This is a genomic window from Sedimenticola thiotaurini (assembly GCF_001007875.1).
Lineage (GTDB): Bacteria > Pseudomonadota > Gammaproteobacteria > Chromatiales > Chromatiaceae > Sedimenticola > Sedimenticola thiotaurini.
Genome location: NZ_CP011412.1, coordinates 1,812,874 through 1,835,796, shown reverse-complemented (window position 1 = coordinate 1,835,796; position 22,923 = coordinate 1,812,874). Strand labels below are relative to the sequence as shown.

The following is a 22,923-nucleotide window of genomic DNA, read 5'->3' as shown; positions in this document are numbered from 1 at the left end:
ATATCGAAATAAGTGGAATGATCATGGATCACGAGCAAGTCGCGGCCAGTCTGGCCGAACTGGGGAATGTCCACCGGCTGTCAGTGTTTCGGTTCCTGGTCAAAGCCGGACATGCAGGGGCACCGGTAGGGGAGATACAGAAAGCCCTGGGGATTCCCGCTTCAACATTGTCACACCACCTGGCACGCATGGCCCGGGTCGGACTGATCAGGCAGGAGAAGCACAGCCGCAGCATTGTCTGTATACCCGAGTATGAACATTTAGATAATCTGATCGGCTTTTTGCAGGATCAGTGTTGCATGGGCATGGATGATGGAGGTGATTCCAGACCGCGCTGACGTTTTCTCTGTTCCCCGGGGCTGGTCTGCTTCCCGGTGCGTTGGTTGTTGAATTTCAGGTCGTCCCAGCGCGCTACCAGATGGGCTATCTGGTTCGTTATGCTCGGAAGATGGTATGTTACCAGTCGTGAATAGGTGCCGATTGGTTCTGATGTCCAAACCACTGGATACCCCGTGACCCAGCTAGAGAAGAGACCCTGTAAAGGGTTCTTTTTTTGCCAGTCGTTTGCTACCACTTTTTCATGGCAGACCGAAAACAGATGCGAACTGCCGGACCGGTTCGGTTGTCGTAGAGCCGGGACGCCCGGTACCCGGAGCTGCTTGGGCTGGATTTGACAGCAGTATCTGTTTGTATAACCGGTTGGCAAAATCCTGAGTGTGGTCAAAGCCCACCGGATCCAAAATAGCTATCATCAGTGCAAGGCCTGCCGGACAATCGGTATCAGTCGGGTCTTGCGGTGAAACGGAACCCTATATGGAACATCTGGCACAAATCCTTCTTCTTCTGGCCGTTGCGATTGCCATCGTGGTGACGTTTCAGCGCCTGCACATTCCCACCAGCCTGGGTTATCTGCTGGTGGGCGTGGTGCTGGGCCCTTATACCATGGGGCCGGTTGTCTCCATGCCGGAGCTGCATGCGCTGGCCGAGTTCGGCGTGGTTTTTCTGTTGTTCACCATCGGACTCAACTTCTCCATACCCCAGTTGAATGCACTGCGGAATCAGATTCTCGGCCTGGGGACCGGGCAGGTGGTGTTCACCACCCTGGTGGCCGGCGTGGTGGTCTGGCTGGCCGGTCTGCCGGTCGCGGCGGCCTTTGTATTCGGGGCGGTATTTGCCCAATCCTCCACCACCATTATTGCCAGTCTGTTGACCGAGCAGGGGGAGGAGAACAGCCAGCATGGACGGCTCGGTCTGGCCATGTCGGTTTTTCAGGATGTGACCGCGGTGCCGTTCCTGGTCATCATTCCGGTTCTGGGTATGTCGGTAGCGCCGGATGTGCTGTCCGTAACCCTCGTCTGGGCCCTGGCCAAGGCGGTATTTGCTTTCCTGGTGATGTTTTTTGCCGGACGTTGGTTGCTGGGGCCGCTGTTTCAACTGGTTTCCGAACGCCGCTCGCTGGAGATGTTTACCCTGACCGTCCTCCTGGTCGCACTGTTCGCCGCCTGGACCACCCATAGCCTGGGCCTGTCGCTGGCCTTTGGCGGTTTTCTGGCCGGTATGATGCTGGGTGAAACCGAGTTCCGTCACCAGATTGAATCCAGTGTCAGTCCCTTTCGTGATGTACTTTTGGGGCTGTTTTTTATCGGCATCGGCATGCGTTTTGACCCGGCTTCCATTCCGCCCATCTGGCATTGGGCGCTGCTGGGTGCACTACTGATCCTGGTAAGTAAGATTCTGATCGTGGCTATCATGGTGCACCGGGTCACAGCGGATAAACGGGTAGCCTGGCGCACCGGCCTGATGTTGAGTGTGGGGGGCGAGTTCGGACTTGCCCTGATCGCCATCGCGATCGACTCACAGGTGCTGGATCTGCAGCTGAGTCAGGTAGCGATCACCTCTGTGCTCCTCTCCATGGTTGCGGGGGCTATCCTGATTCGGTTCAATGGACCTGTGGTGAATCGCCTGGTGAAGGGGGCTGGTGCGAAGCTCGATTCTTCCGAGGGATTGAAAGATATTCCTGGACAACAGGTTGTGATCGGCGGCTACGGCCGGGTCGGCCATACCATCGCCGTGCTGTTGCACTCCTGCGGGATTCCTTTTGTGGCCGTCGATGCGGATCCAGAACGGGTAGCCCAGGGGCGGGCGGACGGTCACCAGGTGTTTTTTGGTGACATCACCGACCCGGGTTTGCTTGCGGCGATTCACGTGGAGCGGGCATCCCTGCTGGTGATTACAGTGGACGGCTCCGCCACCGCCCTGGGTGCCATATCCTATATGCGTCGGGCCTGCCCCCAGGTGCCGGTGGTGGTTCGGGCGCGGGACCTGGAGTCCAGTACGCAGCTGCTGGATGCCGGCGCCTCCCACGCTTACCCGGAGACCATTGAGGCCAGCCTGCGTCTCGGTGCCAGTGCACTGCAGATGCTCAATGTACCGGTAGATGAAATCGACCAGGTGGTTCAGGGTGTGCGGGACTGGGGTTACCGTCCGGTTCTGGAAAAAGATACAAAGGAGTCCTGATCATGCGACGTTGCACGGACTGCATGCAGGATAGGGTGTAATACTGGCTCTTCAGCACGGGGTATAAGCGGAATGAACCTGTTTAGCAATATTCTTTACCTGTCCGAAGCGGGGGCCGATCAGGCGTCCTCCCTCGAACGGGCCGTCACCATGGCGGAAAACAGTCTGGCGAAACTGACAGTGATCGACGTGGTCCCGGTACTTTCGGCGGGCATCGGTCTTCCCGCAGGTGGTCCGATTTCGGAAAAACTGCAGACGCATATGGTTTCAGATCGTCGTCAGGAACTGGAAGCCCTGGTGGAGCCTTACCGGGAACGGCTTGATATCCAGATCGACGTGTTGGTGGGGACCCGGTTTATCCAGGCCATTCGGGCGGTGCTGCGCAACCATTATGATCTGCTGATCAAACCGGTTGAAAATCCCGACTTCATACAGCGCCTGTTCGGCAGTGACGATATGCAGCTGCTGCGCAACTGTCCCTGTCCCCTGTGGCTGGTGCGGGAAGCAGAGAAGACTAACTATGAGAACATACTGGCGGCGGTCGATTTTGATCTGGACAACCTCGATACAGAGGACCAGGGCCTGAATCGCCAGATACTGGATTTGTCCAGTTCGCTGGCCCTGTCCGATTTCGCCGCGCTGCACCTGGCCCATGTCTGGGAGGCGCCGGGTGAACTGTCGATCCGGTTATGGAGTGATGATCCGGAAACCGCCAGTGTGGCCTATCTCAACGATGTGCGGTCTCGCCACGAAGCGGCCCTGGAGGCTTTCCGCAAACAGTTCAAGGAGCGGATCGGCGAGGAGACCTATGACTACCTGGCCCCCAGTTTCCATCTCTACCAGGGGGCGGCCGCCACGGTCATACCGGAACTGGCGGAGAAGATCGATGCCGATCTGGTGGTGATGGGGACAGTGGCGCGAACCGGTATCGCCGGATTACTGATTGGTAATACCGCGGAGGCGATCCTGGAGCAGTTGCAGTGTTCTGTACTGGCGATCAAGCCGAGCGGATTTGTCTCACCGGTCACCCTGCCCAAAGAGTAAGCGACCCGCCGGGCGGGTGGGGGAGGCGCATCACCTGGGAAAGCCCTCCCGCTTCATAACGCCTTTGTGTTGCCGGAAGGGTCGATGGACTCCGGTATCACCCGGGGGCTGTACAGCCCGGTCTGTTTGGTTAATGAGGTTGCCTTTTACCGCCTTTCTGCATTGTAATACCGGCCCATCCCTAAGCTAAAACCCCGACACTACCGGATAATGAGAAAACCACAGGCAAGCAGATTGTTCAATGCCCGGTCAGCGGCGGCCGCCTCAGTGCGCCATCCCGGAAGGGACTGCTAGGTGTTTTTTGCCCAGGGCCGGGAGCACTTCTTCAAACCGCTCAACGGCAAATACCGTGGCCAGGTGCTGGACTGCCTGCGCACTTTTTACGCCACTCTGTATGGCTCGCTGGCTGATTACAGTCGCAGTTTCCAGCGTGATCAGGTGATCGAGATCCTGGAGGAGACCATCGCCCGCAGCCCGGTGCTGGACGAGGATGAAGCGGAGGCCCACCAGGCCCCGGCCCGTTCCCAGCGTGAGCAGGCCAACTGGATACTGAATCAGCTGCTGGAGCACGGCTGGCTGGAGCGCCAGGTGGACGAGGCCACCATGCAGAGCACCTATGCCTTCACCCGCCTTGGCCGGCTGTTCACCCAGCCCATGGTGGAGGCTGCCGGCGGCCGGTTTCGTACCCGCCATCGCAATACCCGGAACACCCGCAACGCCCTGCAGTCGTTTCTCGATAAGGGCGAAGTGTACGACCTGCTGGATGCGTTCGAATATTCGGAACGGATCATCTCCGATTTCTCCGATGTGATTGCCGAACTGGATGAGCGTAAGCGCCAGCTGGTCCGGGAGGTGGAGGCGCAGCAGGTGGTGCAGCGCGCCTCGGATGAGTTTTTCGATTTCATGGAGCGGCGCTTCATGCCGGATCTGTCGATCCGTCTTTCCGCCGACTCGGTGGAGAAGTACCGGGACGAGATCGGTGAATTGATCAACAAGGCGCGGCGCAAGCGGCGGGAGTTCAAGGCCCGGGCGGAGCGGGAGCTGCGCCGGGCGGCACCGGAGCTGATTGAGCATGTCAGCCGATCGGTCTACCTGCGCATACTCGATGGCATCGAGACCCGTATGCACAACGCCTCTGCCATTATGCTGCCGGCACTGCGCCAGGCGCTGAACGGCTTCACCCGCCGGGCCGATATCATCATGCGCCAGTTGAGTTATACCGGGGCGTCGGCCCAGAACCGGCTGTTCAGCCTGTGCGAACAGCTGCGCCAGGCCCCGGAAGCGGAGCAGGCGCGGCTGTTGTCCGACATGGGGCGGGTTCTGTCGGTGATGGATATGGGCTTTGTCGATCCCGACACTATCCGGCTGCATCAGGGCCGGCGGCCCCGGCTGGTGAATACCGCGGTCGAAGCGGAACCGAGCGACGACCGGGCTTCGCGCAAGGCACTGTTTGTCCAGACAGCGGTGGACCTGGCATTCACCTTCAACAGCCAGGGGCAGCGGGATTACCTGGTGCGGGCGCTGTGTGAAGGTCACCGGATCAGGAGTCACCAACTGCCGGTGGGGGACGCCCGTGAACTGTTGATGAGTGCCCATGTGATCGAGGTCGGGGCCCTGGGAGCGGGCGAATTTGCCTTTCGCGTGACGCCCACCAACAACCGGGTTGGTAGTGAATATTTTCACGCCTGTGACGAATTTACCATTGAACTGATTGAGCGAGAGAGTGATGCTGAGCGAAGCGCTGGGTGAGGCCCTGGAGACAACCGGGGTGACGTTGCAGGAGTTCCGTGAACTGCTCCTGCGGTTGCTCAATTACGGGGTGCTGTGCCGCGCCGAGAGTCACACCGAACAGCAGCTCTACGACCGCTATCTGCGTATCGAATCCCTGGTTGGGGAGTATCTGGATCTGATCGGTATCACGCTGTTCCATGATCGTCGTTTCGCCTACCTGCGGCTCTATCCCCCCGGTGCCAGCGTGCCCGGCATGGAGGATGCACCCGAGGGCGCCTTTGCCGGCGGTCTGCGGGCGCGGCTGCGCCAGGATGAGGTGGCGCTACTGCTGGTACTGCGCTTGCAGTATGACAAGGCGCTGCGGGAGGGGCAGCTGGACGAGCAGGGCTATGTCATGGAGTCGGTGGAGTCCCTGTCCATCGCCATGCGCAATCTGCTGGGCCGCACCCTGCCGGACAAGATCATGGAGCGCAAGCGGGTATTCAACCGGCTGCGGCAACTGCGCCTGATCGAGTATCGCCAGGACGAGGAGATGGAGAGCGGCGAGGCCTGGATGCGGATCCATCCCATGATTGTCACCTTTGTGACGGATGAGGCCCTGGCGGCTCTGGAGCAGGGGCTGCCACAAACCGACCCGGATGAGGACGACAATGTTTCTTAAGCAGTTTGTCTATATCAACTGGGGCAATATCCCCAATATTGAATTTGACTTCGGTCCGGTCAACCTCTTTTCCGGTGGCAACGGCTCCGGCAAGACCACCGCGGCGGATGCCATCCAGACGGTGATGACCGCGGCCCATGAGAATCTGTTCCAGTACAACCCGGGCCAGGATGAGACCACCCAGCGGGGCCGTGGCGGTAAGCGGGTGCGCACCCTGGCCTCCTATGTGCTGGGTTGCGATGACGGCAGTTATGCCCGGCTCGATCCCACCGACGGCTACCTGGCGGCGGTGTTTCATCCCACCCGGGGGGAGAGCGGTGAACCCTTCACCGCCATTATTGCGGTGCGGGCCTGGCTCGACAGCGCCGGCAACAACCGGGTGGCACGCCAGGAGGATGGGCAGTTTTTCATCATCAGTGGTGAACAGCTCGGCTTGAATCACTTTGTACGCCAGGACAGTGCCGGTCGCTATGTGGTGCCTCTGCCCGAGTTGCAGACCCTGTTGATCAGTGAGTTCGGCAAGCGCCGGGTGGAGAAGTACGACACCAAAAAGGCCTATCTGCGGCGCCTCTACGGCGCCCTGCGCGGCAAACCGGATGCCGTCACCGAGGCGGAAGCGGTGGCCGCCGCCCGCGCCTTCTCCCGTTTCATGTCCTACAAGCCGATCAAGGGGATCAACCGTTTCGTGGCGGACGAGATCCTGGAACGGAAGGATCTGGGTGAGGCGGTTCGCTCGGTCTCCAGCCAGCTCAAGACCATTCACCACATGGAGCGGGACGCCGCCAATCTGCTGGCGTCCATGGCGACCCTGCAGCGTGCCGGCGATCAGGTGCAGCGTTATAACGAGCAGTGGAGTGAACTGAACCTGCTCGATTACTCCCTGGCCCAGGCGGAATACCAGACCCGTCAGGCCGATTATCTGCGCGGTAAGCGCCGGCAGCAGAGCCAGCGCGAGGCGCAGCGGGATACCGATCAGGCGCTGGTCCGGCTGGAGCACCAGATGGAGCAGGTGCGTGATCAGCTGATCAGCCTGGAGGCGCAGCGCCAGGGGGTGCACTCCCTGCGCCAGAAGGATGAGCTGGAGAAGCAGCGTGACCAGCTGAATAACCGGTTGGCGCAGCAGGCCCAATCGGTGCTGGCCCAGGACCGGCTGGTCTCGGACAACATCCAGGCCAGCCAGGATATCGCCGAGGCATTGCAGGATGGAACCCTGCTGGAGGGCCAGTCCCGGATCACGGCTATGGAGGCGGAGGCCCTGACGCGGGAGGTGGCCGGTACCGACCGGCAGCTGATCCAGGAGCTGCACCACCTGGTGCAAAGGGACATCTCCGGTGCCATGCCGACCCTGGAGGCTGAGCTGGCGCAGGCCCAGGCTTTGCAGCAGACACACAATCGCTGGCACCGGTTCTGGCATGACGGCGAAACCGGAGAGTCGCCGCGGGAGCAGCTGGCGGCTTTGTCGCACGCACGCCGATCCCGTTACCAGCAGCTGACCGAGCAGCGGCGTCAGAAGCAGCAGGAGATCGAGCGGCTGAATGCCAACCAGGTCAGCTATCCCCCCTATGTGGAGCGGGCGCTGAAAGCGATCCGTCAGCACTGCCCGGCGGCCGATCCCCGGGTGCTTTGCGACCACGTGGAGGTGAAGGACCCCCGCTGGCAGGCGGCTATCGAAGGCTACCTGGGGGGTGCGCGCTTCTCCATTCTGGTGGAGCCGGACTACGAAGCTGAAGCGATCCGCATCGTGCGACAGCTGCCGGGCCGGGACAACCGGGCCCGGGTGATCCAGGGGACCCGGGCGGCCCGGGATGCAGCCCGTCTGAGTCTCGATCCCCAATCGATTATCCATGTTCTGGCGTTCAGCCATGCGGTCGCCCGTGCCTACCTGACCGCCAGCTATGGCAGTGTGTTGCGGGTCGCATCAGCGGAGTCCCTGCGCATGACCCGCCGCGGTATCACCGAGGATGGCATGGGCTCCGGTAACTACAGTATGTGGCGCTGTGATCTGCCGGACAGTGAACTGGTGTTTGGCGCAGCGGCGCGGGAGCGGGCCTTGCAGGCCAAACTGCAGGAGCTCACCGAGATCGAACTGGAGTGGAACCAGGCCAATGACCATCTGCAACAGATCGGCCGGTTGCTGGGGGCGGTGGACCGGCTGCGTGTCACCGGCTATGGCGATGGGTTACAGGCGATCGTGGAGACCCATCAGGCGCTGGCGCGGGTCGAGGGATTACTGCAACAGCTGGACCTGAGCGAGCACCAGGAGCTGGAGGAGCGTCTGCAGGCGCTGAAGGCAGAGCAGCAGGAGTTGGAGAAGAGCAAGGGTCAACTGCATGAAAAGCGCGGTGAGATCCGTACCGAACTGGAGAGTATCGATAAACAGCTCAAGGCCCTGAGTGATCTGCAGGAGCAGAACCGGGAGCGGTTGGATCAGTGCGAGGCGGCACTGCAGGCGCTGGCGGCGACCTGGCCCGAGTTCGATCTGGAGGCACGTCTGCAGCTGGCGGACGAGGAGGCGCCTGATCTGGATATCAACACAGCGCGCAATTTCCGTCACGAACTGGAGAAGGGGTTGCAGTACTCCCAGCGCAAGGCGGAGGAGGAGATCAAGGCCCACAACCAGCACTGTCGACCGGCCGATACCATCATCTATCCCGATTTTACCGGTGACTACGATGCCGCCCTGTTTCGTGCCATGTGCGGCCTGCGACGGGAGATCGACCGGGTCTACAATATCCTGAAAAACAATATCCTGGTGGAGAAACACCAGCAGCTGGATGAGTTGAAGGGGGCGTTTAACAACGCCTTTGTAACTCACCTCTGCCACACCATTCACCAGGCACTGAACGACGGCAAACGCCAGGTCGAACAGTTGAACCGGGAGCTGCAACACCACCGCTTTGGCGCTGACCGGGAGACCTTCCGCTTCGACAGCGATTGGATACCGGAGTACCGGGACTACGCCCGCTTCTTTCAGGAGGTGGTGAAGAATCCGCAGTTGGGGGATGAGGCTACCCTGTTCGAGGTGGAGCTGTCGGCAAAATCACAGAAGGTGCTGGACGAGTTGATGGGTATGCTGCTGGACGAGGACGAGCAGCGGGCGATGCGGGATCTGGAGCGAATTGCCGACTACCGCAACTATCGTCGCTACGAGATCTACAAGGAGGTGGAAGGGAAGCCGCCCATCCCCCTTAGCGAGTACGGCACCGGCTCGGGTGGTCAGCTGGAAACGCCGGCTTATATCATCCGCTCCGCTGCCATCACCTCCGCTTTCCGGTTTGCCGAAGGCAGTACCCACCTGCGCATGGTGCTGGTGGACGAGGCGTTCTCCAAGATGGACGAGACCCGCTCCCGGGAGGTGATCGACTACCTGACCGGCAGCCTGGGTCTGCAACTGCTGTTTATCATGCCCACCAGCAAGTGCGGCCCTTACATGGACCTGATCAGTCACGAGTTCGTCTTTGCCAAGGTGCCGAGCGAGACACTGCGGGGCGAGCTGCGGACCCGTGTACTGGTGGATCGGAAGCAGTGTAACCAGGAGCGTATCCAGGCCCTCTGGGCCAATCACCGGCGTAACGTCTATCACCAGGCCGAGCTGGATTTCATGCAGGAGTTTGCTGCCAGTGGGGAGTGATGCGCTCTCTATGGCGGGGGCAGAATTTAACTTGTTCCAGAGTTTTGATTAAGGAAGAGTAGGAGGATCGGCATTGTGACAAACGGCCAATTGGATGGGCTGCCGGTACCGCCCTGGTTGCACGAAGAGCCGGAGATCCGAGATCTGCTCGATTCACTCTTGACACGGTTGGATAAAACACCGCTGGCCGAGCGCAAGCAAGCGCTCACCGTGCGGTTGTCAAAAAAGCATCAGCCGAATCTGTTCAAAAACAGTGAAGCGTCGGATTGCAGCTGGGGGCTGCTGATGTCGCTGTCAGGTGTGGTACTGACGGTCACTGAGAATCCGAAACGGAAACCGTTTGATCCTGTCTGTGCCGGTGCCACCGTTCGTTTGCTGGCCGGGGCTGAAGAGGCAGCGGAGGCGCTGCTTCGACGGTGGCTGGATCGCCCCTGTTTGCCATCCTATTCAGCTCGTTGGGCAGCAGTGGTAGCGGCAGGTGACCAGCTGTTTCCCGGGGCAACAACTGAACTCATTCGGCGGGTGCCCAAGCTGGCCGACAAGACCCCGCGGGAGTTGCTGTCCGCCTTTGTCTGCATAGGTGCCTATCAGGAAGAAGGGCTGACGCTTCGTCAGCTGAGTGCCAGATGTTTCTGGGGTAACTCCAAGTTTCTTGATTCACGAGAGGATCTGGTGCGGAGTCTGTTCCCTCAGATAATTATTGCCCCCCGTCCGGTCATTATTCATGTGTATCTCCCCGCCCAACTGACCGATGTCCTGTTTATAGAGAATCAGGATACCTACCTGCAGACTGCTGCCAGTGACTCAGCTGCGGTAGACAGACACGCACTAATTTATGTGTCCGGTTTTAAAGGAGCTGCCGCGCGAATCCGTGACCCACAGGGGGCGTTAGTGCATTTCCATGCCGTCAGCGATCCACGGCATCAAAAACAGTTTCTGGACTGGTGGTTTTCCAGGAACGAGGCCAACTGGCCTGTCTGGTTCTGGGGTGACCTGGATTTTTCCGGTTTTATGATTCTGAAGGCTTTACGGGGCGTGTTCGGTGATGTGAGCGCCTGGCCCGCCGGTTATCTGCCCATGCTGGATCTGCTGGCTAAATCAGCAGGGCATTCGGCTGAAAACGGTAACAAAGGCGGCCAGATTGATCCGGGGGATACCGGCTGTGCATACGCAGACGGGGTGCTGTTGCCGGCGCTGAGATCGAGCGGACTGCTTGTCGATCAGGAAGCCGTTTCGATCTGAATGCGACCTGCGCGGTTGCGGTCAATCTCACGGCTGCCCCGGCAATCCGGGGCAGCCATGATCAGTTCAGTGGGTCAGCATCCAGGCGATTACTTTCTTGATGTCGGCGATCGGTGCCGGGCTGGGTGGCATGGCGGTGTCGCCCCATTTTCCACCGTCACTGCCGGCCTGCACTGTCTCCGCCAGGGCATCTACTATGCCATCCTGACCGGCATATTTCTTGGCGATGTCCTGGAATGAGGGGCCGATCAGTTTGGCGTCCACCTTATGGCATCCGAGACAGCCTGACATCATGGCGGTTTGCTGGTCAGCCTGGACCACCATGGCCGCACTCATCAGTAGAATAACAACTAAGGCTTTTTTTGCTGTTCTGGTCATAGCAGTTCCCTACGGGTTAATGGAGAAAATGTTGACGGAGTTAGTGACATAATCACCGGGATCTTTCCGATCCTTCAGGATCTGTTTATTCCTGCTTATCTACACAATTTAACGGCAGCAAAAAGGGAAAGTTTACTGTTTTGCCAGCCGGCTGTTTTTATCCCTGAAACAGCCTGTTGAGATGGGTGACTGCGGGAGTGTTTGAATCGGGATACAATGCCTAAGATCGGTTGTCCAGGTGCGCCGATTTCGTCAGTGGTGGCCGTCGTATTGGCGATGTTTTTGTTCTTAATCACTCGGGACAGTCATGGTCTATAAGTTCGAACCGATCGGTTTTATCCGTTCCCCCTACAAGGAGAAGTTTGGTATTCCCCGCCAACCCGGGTTGATTACGGAAGCCCGGGGGGAGCTGGTGTTCTCCGAACCCTACAGCCGGCCCGAGGCGGTGATCGGCCTGGAGGGATATTCCCATGTCTGGTTGCAGTTCGTGTTCCATCAGGCGATGCGGGAGGCGTGGCAGCCCATGGTGCGTCCTCCCCGGCTGGGTGGTAACAAAAGGGTGGGGGTATTTGCCAGTCGTGCGCCATTCAGGCCCAACCCCATCGGTCTCTCGGTGGTGCAACTGGAGGGTGTGCAGGCCCGGGACGGGGAGGTGGTGCTGGAGCTGGCCGGACTGGATCTGCTGGATGGCACCCCGGTGCTGGATGTGAAGCCCTACGTGGCCTATGTGGACAGTATTCCGAACGCCCGCTCCGGATTTGCCCCGGAGCCGCCGGCGGTTCGGTTTCAAGTGCGATTTTCGGATCTTGCGGAAGGGCAACTGCTGTCCCGCCCGGAGCCGGATCAACTGCGCCGTTTCATCATCCGGGTGCTGGAGATCGATCCCCGTCCGGCCTATGCGGGCGACACCCAACCGGAGCGAATCTATGGTATCCGGTTGTACGACTTTGATCTGCGTTGGCGTATCGACGGGGATCTGATCGAGGTGCTGGAACTGGCGCCGCCCGGTGTGGATTAGTCTGACGCCAGGTAACGATCCACGGCCCTGCGGACCTTTTTGATATCACACAGCATACCCGCCAGGGTGGGAATGGTGTCTTCCCGCTCAATCACCGTGGTGACCCGGCCAAAGCGGTCCAGAACCCGGGTATAGAGTTGCCAGATCGGATCGATGAGGTGTGGCGGCGCGTCGCATTCGTCTTCTGTGCCCGGCTGGAAGCTGATGTCGGGGAGATGGATCTGTTGCACCCGCTCCCGGGGTAGCCGATTGATGTATTCCGATGTGTCAAATCCCTGGTTCAGGCTGCTGGTGAGCAGATTGCCGATATCGATCAGCACCAGGGAGTCAGAGCGTTCGGCCACTTCCCGGATAAATTCCGCTTCCGGGATTTCCTGCTCTCCATCATTCTGCTCCATGGGTACGTTTTCCAACAGGATTTGTCGACCCAGAAACGACTGCACCTCGTTCACCCGGGTAACCAGATGCTCCAGGGTCTCTTCGCTATAGGGCATGGGTAGCAGTTCACCCTGCTGGGCGTCTGCCCCCCGCCAGCCCAGATGATCGGAAATCCAGAGCGGCTCAATGCGCTCGATCAGCTTTTTCAGCCTATCCAGGTAGTGCGGATCCAGTGGCCAGGGGTTGCCGATAGAGAGGCTGATGCCGTGCAGCAGGAGTGGATAGCGTTCTTTCAGTCGTTCCAGCTGCTGCAGCGCCTGTTCATCCGCATCCAGGTAGTTTTCGCTGATCACCTCGATGCAGTCCAGTTCCGGTCGGGTGTGCAGAATAGTTTCCAGATACTCAGTACGCAGACGCAGACCGTATCCAGGACAGGGGGGCGTAGTCTGTTTTTCTCTTCTGGTCATGTTAATTCAGAATGCGATTGACTGGTTTGACAATACTCCGCTTACTGACCGCAAGGCAAGCGTCGGGGATAGTGGGTATATCAGTAACTGCTTGAAAACTGATTTAACCGCACCCAATTGAACACCAGAGCATTTAGGTTAGCCGGAGGCGTGTGATGCCCAATATTCTGTGTCCCCATTGTCAGGGAATAAATCGTGTTCCCGAGCAACGTCTTGGTGAGCATCCCAAGTGCGGGAAGTGTCACCAGCCCCTGTTCAATGCCCGGCCCATTGCCCTGGATGGGGCCGGTTTCGAGCGTTTTATCAGTCGTAGCGATCTGCCTCTGCTGGTGGACTTCTGGGCCCCCTGGTGTGGCCCCTGCCGTATGATGGCACCGGCCTTCGAGGAGGCGGCCCGGCGCCTGGAACCGAAGGTGCAGCTGCTCAAGGTGAATACCGAGGAACAGCAGTCGGTGGCCGCCCGGTTCGGTATCCGCAGTATCCCCACCCTGATTCTGTTCCGGGGTGGCGCCGAGGTTGCCCGGATTTCCGGTGCCATGGATGCCGCCGGGCTGGTCTCCTGGACGACCCGGCAGCTGTGATTTTTACCGGGTGCTCCATGGACAGGAGTAGCCCGCTTCAAGTAGAATCCCCTCGGTTGGCGGCTTTGCGGTTCAGTATGGTCGCTCCCAGAAAATTCTAATCTGTTCGGGATGGCTCCCTCGAGACTGTCCCGTTTGGCATGCCTGAAGGGGACTGGTTTCTTGAGTAAGCCCGCAATATTGGTCTTGGAAGACGGAACGGTCTTCCGTGGTGAATCCATCGGTGCCGATGGCCAGACGATCGGCGAGGTGGTGTTCAATACCGCTATCACCGGCTATCAGGAGATCCTTACCGATCCCTCCTACTGCAGGCAGATCGTTACCCTGACCTATCCCCATATCGGTAATACCGGTACCAACAATGAGGATGAGGAGTCCGGTAGCGTTCAGGCCGCGGGGTTGATTATCCGTGATCTGCCACTGCTGGCCAGCAACTGGCGCAATCAGCGACCCCTGGATCAATATCTGCGGGACCACGGTGTGGTCGCCATCGCCGGGATCGACACCCGCAAGCTGACCCGGATTCTGCGTGAAAAGGGCGCCCAGTCCGGCTGCATCCTGGCCGGTGATCAACCGGATGAGGCCGCCGCACTGGCCGCCGCCCGCTCCTTCCCGGGCCTGAAGGGTATGGATCTGGCCAAGGTGGTCACCACCCACTTACCGTATGAGTGGGCCCAGGGTACCTGGAGTCTGGAGGGCGGTTTGCCGGAGTCGCCGGGGCATATTGAAGAGAGCCTGCCGATCCACGTGGTGGCCTACGACTACGGTATCAAACGCAACATCCTGCGCATGCTGGTGGACCGGGGCTGTCGGGTGACGGTTGTGCCGGCCCAGACCCCGGCAGACGAAGTGCTGGCGATGCAGCCGGATGGAATCTTCCTCTCCAACGGTCCCGGTGATCCGGAGCCCTGTGATTACGCTATTGAGGCGATCCGGCAGTTTCTGGAGATCGGCATTCCCCTGTTCGGCATCTGTCTCGGGCATCAGTTGCTGGCACTGGCCAGTGGTGCCAAAACCATCAAGATGAAATTCGGTCACCACGGCGCCAACCATCCGGTGCAGAATCTGCAGGACCGGGTGGTGATGATCTCGAGCCAGAATCACGGCTTCGCCGTGGATGAACAGAGCCTGCCTGACAATCTCGAGCCCACCTATCGCTCACTGTTTGATGACTCCCTGCAGGGAATTCATCGCACTGACTGCCCGGCATTCGGCTTCCAGGGGCACCCGGAAGCGAGCCCGGGACCCCACGATGTGGCACCGGTGTTTGACCACTTTATCGAGTTGATCGAGGCCGCCAAAGCGGGCGGCCCGGACGACAACTGAAACAAGCTATTTACTGCGGGTTTAAAAGCAACCAATGCCCAAAAGAACAGACATTGAAAGCGTACTGATTATCGGTGCCGGACCGATCGTTATCGGCCAGGCGTGCGAGTTTGACTACTCCGGTGCCCAGGCCTGTAAGGCGTTGCGGGAAGAGGGCTATCGGGTGATCCTGGTCAACTCCAACCCGGCCACCATCATGACCGATCCCGACAGTGCCGATGCGGTCTACATCGAACCGATCACCTGGCGCACGGTTGCGCGGATCATCGAAAAGGAGCGCCCCGATGTGCTGCTGCCCACCATGGGTGGACAGACGGCGCTCAACTGCGCCCTGGATCTGGTGCGGGAAGGGGTGCTGGAAGAGTACGGAGTGGAGATGGTTGGCGCCTCCCGGGAGGCGATCGATAAGGCGGAGGACCGTGACCTGTTCCGCCAGGCGATGCAGAAAATCGGCCTCGACATGCCCCGTTCGGCAGTGGCCCACAGTATGGAAGAGGCGCTGCAGGTGCAGGCGCAGATCGGTTTTCCCACCATTATCCGTCCCTCCTTCACCATGGGTGGCTCCGGTGGCGGCATCGCCTATAACCGGGAAGAGTTCGTGGAGATCTGCGAGCGGGGACTGGATCTGTCCCCTACCCGGGAGTTGCTGATCGAGGAGTCTGCCCTGGGTTGGAAAGAGTACGAGATGGAGGTGGTGCGGGACCGCAAGGACAACTGCATCATCATCTGTTCTATCGAAAACCTGGATCCCATGGGGGTGCATACCGGTGACTCCATCACCGTGGCGCCGGCCCAGACCCTGACGGACAAAGAGTACCAGATCATGCGCGACGCCTCCCTGGCGGTCTTGCGCGAGATCGGTGTGGATACCGGTGGCTCCAACGTGCAGTTTGCCATCAATCCGGAAGATGGGCGCATGATCATTATCGAGATGAATCCCCGGGTCTCCCGCTCTTCCGCCCTGGCTTCCAAGGCGACCGGCTTCCCGATCGCCAAGATCGCTGCCAAGCTGGCGGTGGGTTACACCCTGGATGAGTTGCGCAACGAAATTACCGGTGGCGCCACCCCGGCCTCCTTTGAGCCGACCATCGATTACGTGGTGACCAAGATTCCCCGGTTCGCCTTTGAAAAGTTCCCGGCTGCGCCGGATCGCCTGACCACCCAGATGAAGTCGGTGGGTGAGGTGATGGCCATCGGCCGCACCTTCCAGGAGTCGCTGCAAAAGGCCCTGCGGGGTCTGGAGACCGGCAAGAGCGGTCTGGATGAGGTGGTGGACCTGGATTCCGAGGAACTCAAGACCATCCTGCGCCATGAACTGCGTGAGCCCGGCGCCGAGCGGCTCTGGTATGTGGCGGATGCTTTCCGCTCCGGTATGTCGATGGAAGACATATTCGAGGTGACCAAGATCGATCCCTGGTTCCTGGTACAGATCGAGGAACTGGTGAAGATCGAGGCCGATGTACGTGCGGGGGGTATGGCCGCTCTGGATGGCGACCGGCTGCGCTATCTGAAGCGCAAGGGTTTCTCTGACGAACGGCTGGCCGCGCTGGTGGGCGTGCAGCAGGCGCAGATCCGTGCAGCACGCTGGAACGCCGGTGTGCGCCCGGTATTCAAGCGGGTCGACACCTGTGCCGCCGAGTTTTCCACCAGTACGGCTTATATGTACTCCACCTATGAGGAGGAGTGCGAAGCGCTGCCGACGAACAACAAAAAAATCATGGTGCTGGGTGGTGGTCCGAACCGGATCGGCCAGGGCATCGAGTTTGATTACTGCTGTGTCCATGCCGCCTTCGCCATGCGCGAGGATGGCTACGAGACCATCATGGTCAACTGTAACCCGGAGACAGTCTCCACCGATTACGACACCTCGGACCGGCTCTATTTCGAGCCCCTCACCCTGGAGGATGTACTGGAGGTGATCGAGGTGGAACAGCCCACCGGTGTGATCGTGCAGTATGGTGGCCAGACCCCGCTGAAGCTGGCGCAGGCGCTGGAAGCGGCCGGTGCCGCCATTATCGGCACTTCGCCCGACTCCATTGACCTGGCCGAGGATCGTGAACGGTTCCAGCAACTGGTGGAAAAACTGGGCCTTAAACAGCCGCCCAACCGTACCGCCACGGATCCGGAAGAGGCGGTGGCGCTGGCCCGGGAAGTGGGCTATCCCCTGGTGGTGCGGCCCTCCTACGTACTCGGCGGACGGGCGATGGAGATTGTCCATGACGAGGACGATCTGCGCCGCTACATGCGGGATGCGGTGCGGGTCTCCAACGACTCACCGGTGCTGCTGGACCGCTTCCTGAACGATGCTATCGAGGTCGATATCGATGCCATTTGTGACGGCACCGACGTGGTGATCGGTGGCATCATGGAGCATATCGAGGAGGCCGGTGTTCACTCTGGTGACTCTGCCTGCTCACTGCCGCCCTACACGCTCTCCAACGAGATCCAGGATCGTATGCGGGAACAGATTCGCCGCATGGCCCTGGAGTTGAAGGTGGTCGGCCTGATGAATACCCAGTTTGCCATCAAGGATAACGAGATCTATCTGCTGGAAGTGAATCCGCGCGCCTCCCGTACCGTACCTTTTGTGTCCAAGGCAACCGGGGTGCAACTGGCCAAGGTGGCTGCCCGTTGTATGGCGGGTGTTTCACTGAAAGAGCAGGGCTTTACCGAGGAGAAGATCCCGGAGAACTATTTTGTCAAAGAGGCCATCTTCCCGTTCGTCAAGTTCCCCGGTGTGGATACGCTGTTGGGACCGGAGATGAAGTCCACCGGTGAGGTGATGGGCGTCGGGGCCACCTTTGGCGAGGCCTTTGCCAAGGCCATGGAGGGGGCGGGTGATCTGCTGCCGCGCTCCGGCCGGGCGCTGCTCTCGGTGCGTGAGCAGGATAAGAGACGCATCGTTGCGGTGGCGCGGGATCTGCATCAACTCGGTTTCCAGCTGTTTGCTACCGGCGGTACCTGCAATGTGATTCTGGAAAACGGGATCGAGTGTGAACGGGTGAACAAGGTGGCTGAGGGTCGCCCCCATATCGTGGATATGATAAAAAATGACGAATTCCGGCTGATTATCAATACCACCGAAGGCAAAAAGGCGATCGCCGATTCGGCGGCCATACGCCGTTCCGCCCTGCAGCACAAGGTGACCTACACAACCACCATGTCAGGTGGCGAGGCGATCTGTCTGGCCTTGAAACAGGCGGATAGTACCAATGTTAACCGGCTACAGGATCTGCACTGATCTGCAACGGCGGATTTCAGTCAGATTCCTGAATAGTAAACAGAGACGAGGTTTTAGGTATGAGTAAGGTGCCCCTGACTGTCAGAGGTGCGGAGAATCTTCGGGCTGAATTGACCAGGCTCAAGCAGGTTGATCGACCCAAGGTGATTCAGGCGATTGCCGAGGCGCGCGCCCATGGTGACCTGAAAGAGAACGCGGAATACCATGCGGCCCGTGAACAGCAGGGATTTATTGAGGCCCGCATCAAGGATATCGAGTCAAAGCTGTCGCACGCCCAGATTATCGATGTAAAGAGCATTAATGCTGGCGGCAGGGTGGTTTTTGGCGCAACGGTGGATGTGTATGAGGAGGAAGAGGATGCCGAACACACGTTCCAGATCGTTGGTGATGACGAGGCGGATATCAAGCAGGGGCTGATTTCGGTCAGTTCTCCCATGGCCCGTGCCTTGATCGGTAAATCGGAGGGTGATGAAGTAGCGGTGCAGACCCCCAACGGTCCACGCCACATGGAGATACTGGACGTTCGCTACGAATAACGAGTACCAGGCAGTGCGGATTTCACCAGAGGGGGCGAAAGCCCCCTTTTGGCTATGGGGGTTGGGTGATCAGTCCTGGGCCAGTGAAATGACCGGATTGTCCGGGTTACGCCTGTAAAAAGCCGCCACATGGCCGATGCTCTGTACCAGTTCGGCGCTGCATCGACTGCAAATACTGTCGATCATCGCCTGGCGCTCATCCCGGTCACCCCCATTCAGCCTGATCTTGACCAGTTCATGGGTGTTCAGGGTGATATCGATTTCATTGATCACCGCGTCGGTCAGACCGTTCTGGCCAATGATGACCACGGGGTTGAGGTGATGCACCAGGCTCTTGAGCTGGCGGATCTGTTTTTTTGTCAGTGGCATCACAGGCTCCGGTCGTACTTGAAAGGCCGCGCATTCTAACGTAGTTATAGGTAACCCGACACTATTTTGATCCCGGTGACTGTTGTGCGGAGCCATTTCCGGGCCGCTATGACCGGATTGGTATCGAGAAGAAACGGTTTTGGCCGCGACCTGATGGGTGCATTTAGCAAGTAGGCACGATGAAAAAAAGTAAAAGCAGTCACCAATGGCTGGATCGGCACTTCAATGATGAATATGTAAAGCGCGCTCAGGCCGCCGGTTATCGGTCACGTGCTTCATTCAAGTTATTGGAATTACACGAGAAAGACCAGCTGTTCTGTGCCGGACAGGTGGTTGTGGACCTGGGGGCTGCGCCCGGTGGCTGGTGCCAGGTGGCGGAAAAACTGGTGGGAGCCAATGGCCGGGTGTTTGCGCTGGATATTCTGCCGATGGACCCGCTTCCCGGGGTAGAGTTCATCCAGGGCGATTTTCGTGAAGATGAATCGGTTGAGCAGTTACGCGCCCTGCTGGCGGGGCGCCCGGTTGATCTTGTAATCTCAGATATGGCCCCCAATGTGAGTGGTATGAGTGCGGTTGATCAGCCCCGCGCTATGTATCTGTGTGAACTGGCTCTGGAATATGCACGGGAGGTATTGCGTCCCGGCGGTAGTTTTGTGGTAAAGGTTTTCCAGGGAGAGGGGTTTGATCAGTATCTGCGGGACTTGCGGAGTAGCTTCTCCAAGGTGGTGACACGCAAGCCCGCTGCGTCTCGGCCCCAGAGCCGGGAGGTGTATCTGGTGGCGAGGCGCTATAATCTATAGTACTGTAGGTCGCCCGATATGGTGATAACCAGTTGAATTAAGGCCGGTTCCCGTGGTCAGTAGATACGAGGGGCCGGGAAGTGCCGGGGACGGTATGGAGATTTCTCCGGTTTTGGTAGTTATATAGAGGGTTTTGACCTTGAACGATATGGCAAAAAATCTGGTTCTCTGGGTGATCATCGCGATCGTTTTGATGTCGGTGTTCAATAATTTTTCAACCCAGACCACACAGACCAATGCGTTGTCTTACTCGGATTTTATTGCCCAGGTCAAAAATGGTGCAGTCGAGAAAGTGACCATTGATGGTCGGGAGATCAAAGGTACCCTGAGCTCCGGTGCGACCTTTTCGACCTACAGCCCCGGCGATGACGGGCTGGTGGGTGATCTGTTGAACAACAATGTGCAGATTGTTGCCACCCCGCCGGAAAAACCCTCGATCCTGATGACCATCCTGATCAACTGGTTCCCGCTGTTCATTCTGATTGGTCTGTGGATCTTCTTCATGCGTCAGATGCAGGGTGGAGGCGCCGGTCGGGGTGCCATGTCCTTCGGCAAGAGCAAAGCGCGCATGCTGGGCGAGGATCAGGTCAAGGTCACCTTTGCCGACGTGGCGGGTGTCGAAGAGGCCAAGGAAGAGGTCTCGGAGATGGTCGAATTTCTGCGAGACCCGTCAAAATTCCAGAAACTGGGCGGTAAAATCCCCAAAGGCGTGTTGATGGTGGGGTCTCCCGGTACCGGTAAAACCCTGCTGGCCAAAGCCATTGCCGGCGAGGCCAAGGTGCCGTTCTTCACAATCTCCGGTTCCGATTTCGTTGAGATGTTCGTGGGTGTGGGTGCCTCTCGGGTGCGTGACATGTTCGAGCAGGCGAAAAAACACGCCCCCTGTATCATCTTTATTGACGAGATCGACGCCGTCGGGCGTCATCGTGGTGCTGGCCTGGGTGGCGGGCACGATGAGCGTGAGCAGACACTCAACCAGTTGCTGGTGGAGATGGATGGATTCGAGGGTAACGAGGGTGTGATCGTTATCGCGGCGACCAACCGTCCAGACGTGCTTGATCCGGCGCTGCTGCGCCCTGGTCGTTTTGACCGCCAGGTAGTGGTGCCCTTGCCCGACGTACGTGGTCGTGAACAGATTCTCAAGGTACACCTGCGCAAAGTGGCTGCTTCCGATGACGTGAAGCCGGCGCTGATTGCAAGGGGTACACCCGGCTTTTCCGGAGCAGATCTGGCTAATCTGGTCAACGAGGCAGCGCTGTTCGCCGCCCGGGCCAACAAGCGTGTGGTCGGCATGGTGGAGATGGAGCGGGCCAAGGACAAGATCATGATGGGCGCTGAGCGCAAGTCCATGGTGATGAATGAGGACGACAAACGGCTGACCGCCTACCACGAAGCGGGGCATGCCATTGTAGGACGCCTGGTTCCCTCCCATGACCCGGTCTACAAGGTGAGTATTATTCCCCGCGGTCGGGCACTGGGTGTCACCATGTTCCTGCCGGAAGAGGATCGCTACAGCCACAGCAAGGAGCACCTGGAGAGTCAGATTTCCAGTCTGTTCGGTGGTCGTGTGGCTGAAGAACTGGTGTTTGGCAAGGATATGGTCACCACAGGTGCCTCTAATGACATCCAGCGCGCAACCAGTATTGCCCGCAGCATGGTCACCAAGTGGGGCCTCTCCGAGCGCCTGGGGCCATTGATGTACGGTGAGGAAGAGGAAGAGGTATTCCTGGGTCGATCGGTCACCCAGCACAAGAATGTTTCGGATGAGACAGCCCATGCCATCGATGAGGAGGTGCATAACTTCATCGAGCGCAACTACTCCCGGGCCAGAAAGATTCTCGAAGAGCATATGGATAAGCTCCACCTCATGGCAGAGGCCTTGATGAAGTATGAGACCATCGACAGCTCGCAGATTGATGACATCATGGCTGGAAAGAAGCCCCAGCCTCCCGAGGATTGGATAGACGATTCTGATCTGCCGCCCAACTCCGGTGATGATGGCGTGAAAGCAGACGTAGTGGAGAAGCCGAAGGGCGATTCACCTGACGGCATTGGTGGTCCGGCTGGACAGCACTGATCCGTTACGGCAACAACTGATAGTTTGTCATGACGATCCTGGATTGCGCTGGTAAACCTGTCGATCTGACCCAACCACGGATCATGGGCATCCTCAATGTCACCCCCGACTCCTTCTCGGATGGGGGTGATTTTATCTCCCCTGATGCGGCCCTGAAACGGGCCCGCGCCATGGTCGACGAGGGTGCCGATCTGCTCGATATCGGGGGGGAGTCCACCCGTCCCGGTGCCCAGGCGGTTTCCGAGCAGGAAGAACTTGATCGAATTATTCCCGTCATAGCGGCTATTGCAGCGGAAATACCGGTGCCAATCTCTGTGGATACCAATAAGGCCACGGTCATGCGCGAGGCGGTTGCTGCAGGTGCCGGACTGATCAATGATGTGATGGCGCTGCGCGATGAGGGTGCCGTGGCTGCTGCGAAGGAGTCGGGCGTGCCGGTCTGTCTGATGCACATGCAGGGCCAGCCCCGCACCATGCAGCAGAATCCACAGTACCAGAATGTGGTGACCGATGTGATGGCGTTTCTGCGCTCCCGGGTGGAGGCCTGTGTTGCAGCAGGCATTCCCCGGCAGCAGCTGTTACTGGATCCGGGGTTCGGTTTTGGCAAGTCGTTACAGCACAACCTCACCCTGTTACGCCATCTCGATCGATTCCGCGAATTGCAACTTCCCCTGTTGGTCGGTATCTCCAGAAAATCGATGATTGGGGCGGTGCTGGATGGCATACCGGTGGATCAACGCTTGCCTGGTGGGTTGGCTTGCGCCGTGATGGCTGTGGAGCGGGGGGCGGATATTGTACGGACTCACGATGTTAAGGCGACCGCCGAGGCGGTGCGCATGACCCACGCGGTGATGGGAGCAGCTGGACAGGAATGATGCCTGCATAGCAGATCCCTGATCTGGTTTGGAGCAGCTGGTTGCTCATCG

General features: G+C 59.0%; 18 protein-coding genes. 15 read left to right on the top strand and 3 right to left on the bottom strand.

Annotated elements, in window-relative coordinates:
- Nucleotides 1-23 precede the first annotated feature (23 nt).
- The 7 genes from AAY24_RS08385 to AAY24_RS08355 all read left to right on the top strand — a co-directional run bounded on the left by AAY24_RS08385 (nt 24) and on the right by AAY24_RS08355 (nt 10,826).
- On the top strand, nt 24-338 hold the full coding sequence (locus AAY24_RS08385; RefSeq protein WP_046861139.1) for an ArsR/SmtB family transcription factor: 315 nt from the start codon (nt 24-26) through the stop codon (nt 336-338).
- A gap of 475 nt (nt 339-813) precedes the next feature.
- On the top strand, nt 814-2,517 hold the full coding sequence (locus AAY24_RS08380; protein WP_046859300.1) for a cation:proton antiporter: 1,704 nt from the start codon (nt 814-816) through the stop codon (nt 2,515-2,517).
- Between the two features lie 72 nt (nt 2,518-2,589).
- Entirely contained in the window at nt 2,590-3,561 is a 972-nt protein-coding gene (locus tag AAY24_RS08375; RefSeq protein ID WP_046859299.1) for a universal stress protein, read from the top strand.
- A gap of 294 nt (nt 3,562-3,855) precedes the next feature.
- Nucleotides 3,856-5,310, top strand: coding sequence for a Wadjet anti-phage system protein JetA family protein (locus AAY24_RS08370; protein WP_046859298.1), 1,455 nt, complete (start codon nt 3,856-3,858; stop codon nt 5,308-5,310).
- Nucleotides 5,273-5,953: a DUF4194 domain-containing protein gene (locus AAY24_RS08365; RefSeq protein WP_234422264.1), complete on the top strand. Its 681-nt coding sequence runs from the start codon at nt 5,273-5,275 to the stop codon at nt 5,951-5,953. The genes AAY24_RS08370 and AAY24_RS08365 overlap by 38 nt, the downstream gene beginning before the upstream one ends.
- Nucleotides 5,943-9,584 (top strand): ATP-binding protein, encoded by a 3,642-nt coding sequence (locus tag AAY24_RS08360; protein ID WP_046859296.1) that lies wholly within the window; start codon nt 5,943-5,945, stop codon nt 9,582-9,584. Before AAY24_RS08365 ends, AAY24_RS08360 begins: the two co-directional genes overlap by 11 nt.
- A 75-nt stretch (nt 9,585-9,659) precedes the next feature.
- Complete coding sequence (locus AAY24_RS08355; RefSeq protein ID WP_052761141.1) at nt 9,660-10,826, top strand: Wadjet anti-phage system protein JetD domain-containing protein; 1,167 nt, start codon at nt 9,660-9,662, stop codon at nt 10,824-10,826.
- Nucleotides 10,827-10,892: 66 nt separating this feature from the next.
- On the opposite strand, the gene AAY24_RS08350 is transcribed toward AAY24_RS08355, so the two are convergent.
- Nucleotides 10,893-11,204 carry a c-type cytochrome gene (locus tag AAY24_RS08350; protein WP_046859294.1) on the bottom strand — a complete coding sequence of 104 codons (312 nt, stop codon included), beginning with the start codon at nt 11,202-11,204 and terminating at the stop codon, nt 10,893-10,895.
- A 307-nt stretch (nt 11,205-11,511) separates the two neighbouring features.
- Here AAY24_RS08350 and tsaA point away from each other — a divergent pair, with 307 nt between their 5' ends.
- Nucleotides 11,512-12,222, top strand: a complete 711-nt coding sequence (tsaA, locus tag AAY24_RS08345) for a tRNA (N6-threonylcarbamoyladenosine(37)-N6)-methyltransferase TrmO (RefSeq protein WP_046859293.1) — start codon at nt 11,512-11,514, stop codon at nt 12,220-12,222.
- Here the strand turns inward: tsaA and AAY24_RS08340 are convergent.
- Nucleotides 12,219-13,067 (bottom strand): MbnB/TglH/ChrH family RiPP precursor modification enzyme, encoded by an 849-nt coding sequence (locus tag AAY24_RS08340; protein WP_046859292.1) that lies wholly within the window; start codon nt 13,065-13,067, stop codon nt 12,219-12,221. The genes tsaA and AAY24_RS08340 overlap by 4 nt on opposite strands.
- Before the next feature lie 155 nt (nt 13,068-13,222).
- On the opposite strand from AAY24_RS08340, the gene trxC reads away from it, so the two are divergent.
- The 4 genes from trxC to greA all read left to right on the top strand — a co-directional run bounded on the left by trxC (nt 13,223) and on the right by greA (nt 18,751).
- Nucleotides 13,223-13,648: a thioredoxin TrxC gene (trxC, locus tag AAY24_RS08335; RefSeq protein ID WP_046859291.1), complete on the top strand. Its 426-nt coding sequence runs from the start codon at nt 13,223-13,225 to the stop codon at nt 13,646-13,648.
- A gap of 162 nt (nt 13,649-13,810) precedes the next feature.
- Complete coding sequence (carA, locus tag AAY24_RS08330) at nt 13,811-14,974, top strand: glutamine-hydrolyzing carbamoyl-phosphate synthase small subunit (RefSeq protein WP_046859290.1); 1,164 nt, start codon at nt 13,811-13,813, stop codon at nt 14,972-14,974.
- A gap of 34 nt (nt 14,975-15,008) precedes the next feature.
- Nucleotides 15,009-18,215 (top strand): carbamoyl-phosphate synthase large subunit, encoded by a 3,207-nt coding sequence (gene carB / locus AAY24_RS08325; protein WP_046859289.1) that lies wholly within the window; start codon nt 15,009-15,011, stop codon nt 18,213-18,215.
- A 59-nt stretch (nt 18,216-18,274) separates the two neighbouring features.
- Nucleotides 18,275-18,751 carry a transcription elongation factor GreA gene (gene greA / locus AAY24_RS08320; protein WP_046859288.1) on the top strand — a complete coding sequence of 159 codons (477 nt, stop codon included), beginning with the start codon at nt 18,275-18,277 and terminating at the stop codon, nt 18,749-18,751.
- Between the two features lie 69 nt (nt 18,752-18,820).
- Here greA and yhbY read toward each other — a convergent pair whose 3' ends face one another.
- Nucleotides 18,821-19,120, bottom strand: coding sequence for a ribosome assembly RNA-binding protein YhbY (yhbY, locus tag AAY24_RS08315; protein WP_046859287.1), 300 nt, complete (start codon nt 19,118-19,120; stop codon nt 18,821-18,823).
- 179 nt (nt 19,121-19,299) lie between these two features.
- Here yhbY and rlmE point away from each other — a divergent pair, with 179 nt between their 5' ends.
- From rlmE to folP, 3 genes are all read left to right on the top strand, one after another.
- The gene (rlmE, locus tag AAY24_RS08310) at nt 19,300-19,920 is read left to right on the top strand and encodes a 23S rRNA (uridine(2552)-2'-O)-methyltransferase RlmE (protein WP_046859286.1); all 621 of its coding nucleotides are present in this window, start codon (nt 19,300-19,302) and stop codon (nt 19,918-19,920) included.
- Between the two features lie 148 nt (nt 19,921-20,068).
- The gene (gene ftsH / locus AAY24_RS08305; protein WP_199930534.1) at nt 20,069-21,997 is read left to right on the top strand and encodes an ATP-dependent zinc metalloprotease FtsH; all 1,929 of its coding nucleotides are present in this window, start codon (nt 20,069-20,071) and stop codon (nt 21,995-21,997) included.
- A gap of 29 nt (nt 21,998-22,026) precedes the next feature.
- Nucleotides 22,027-22,872, top strand: coding sequence for a dihydropteroate synthase (folP, locus tag AAY24_RS08300; RefSeq protein WP_046859284.1), 846 nt, complete (start codon nt 22,027-22,029; stop codon nt 22,870-22,872).
- Nucleotides 22,873-22,923: the final 51 nt, after the last annotated feature.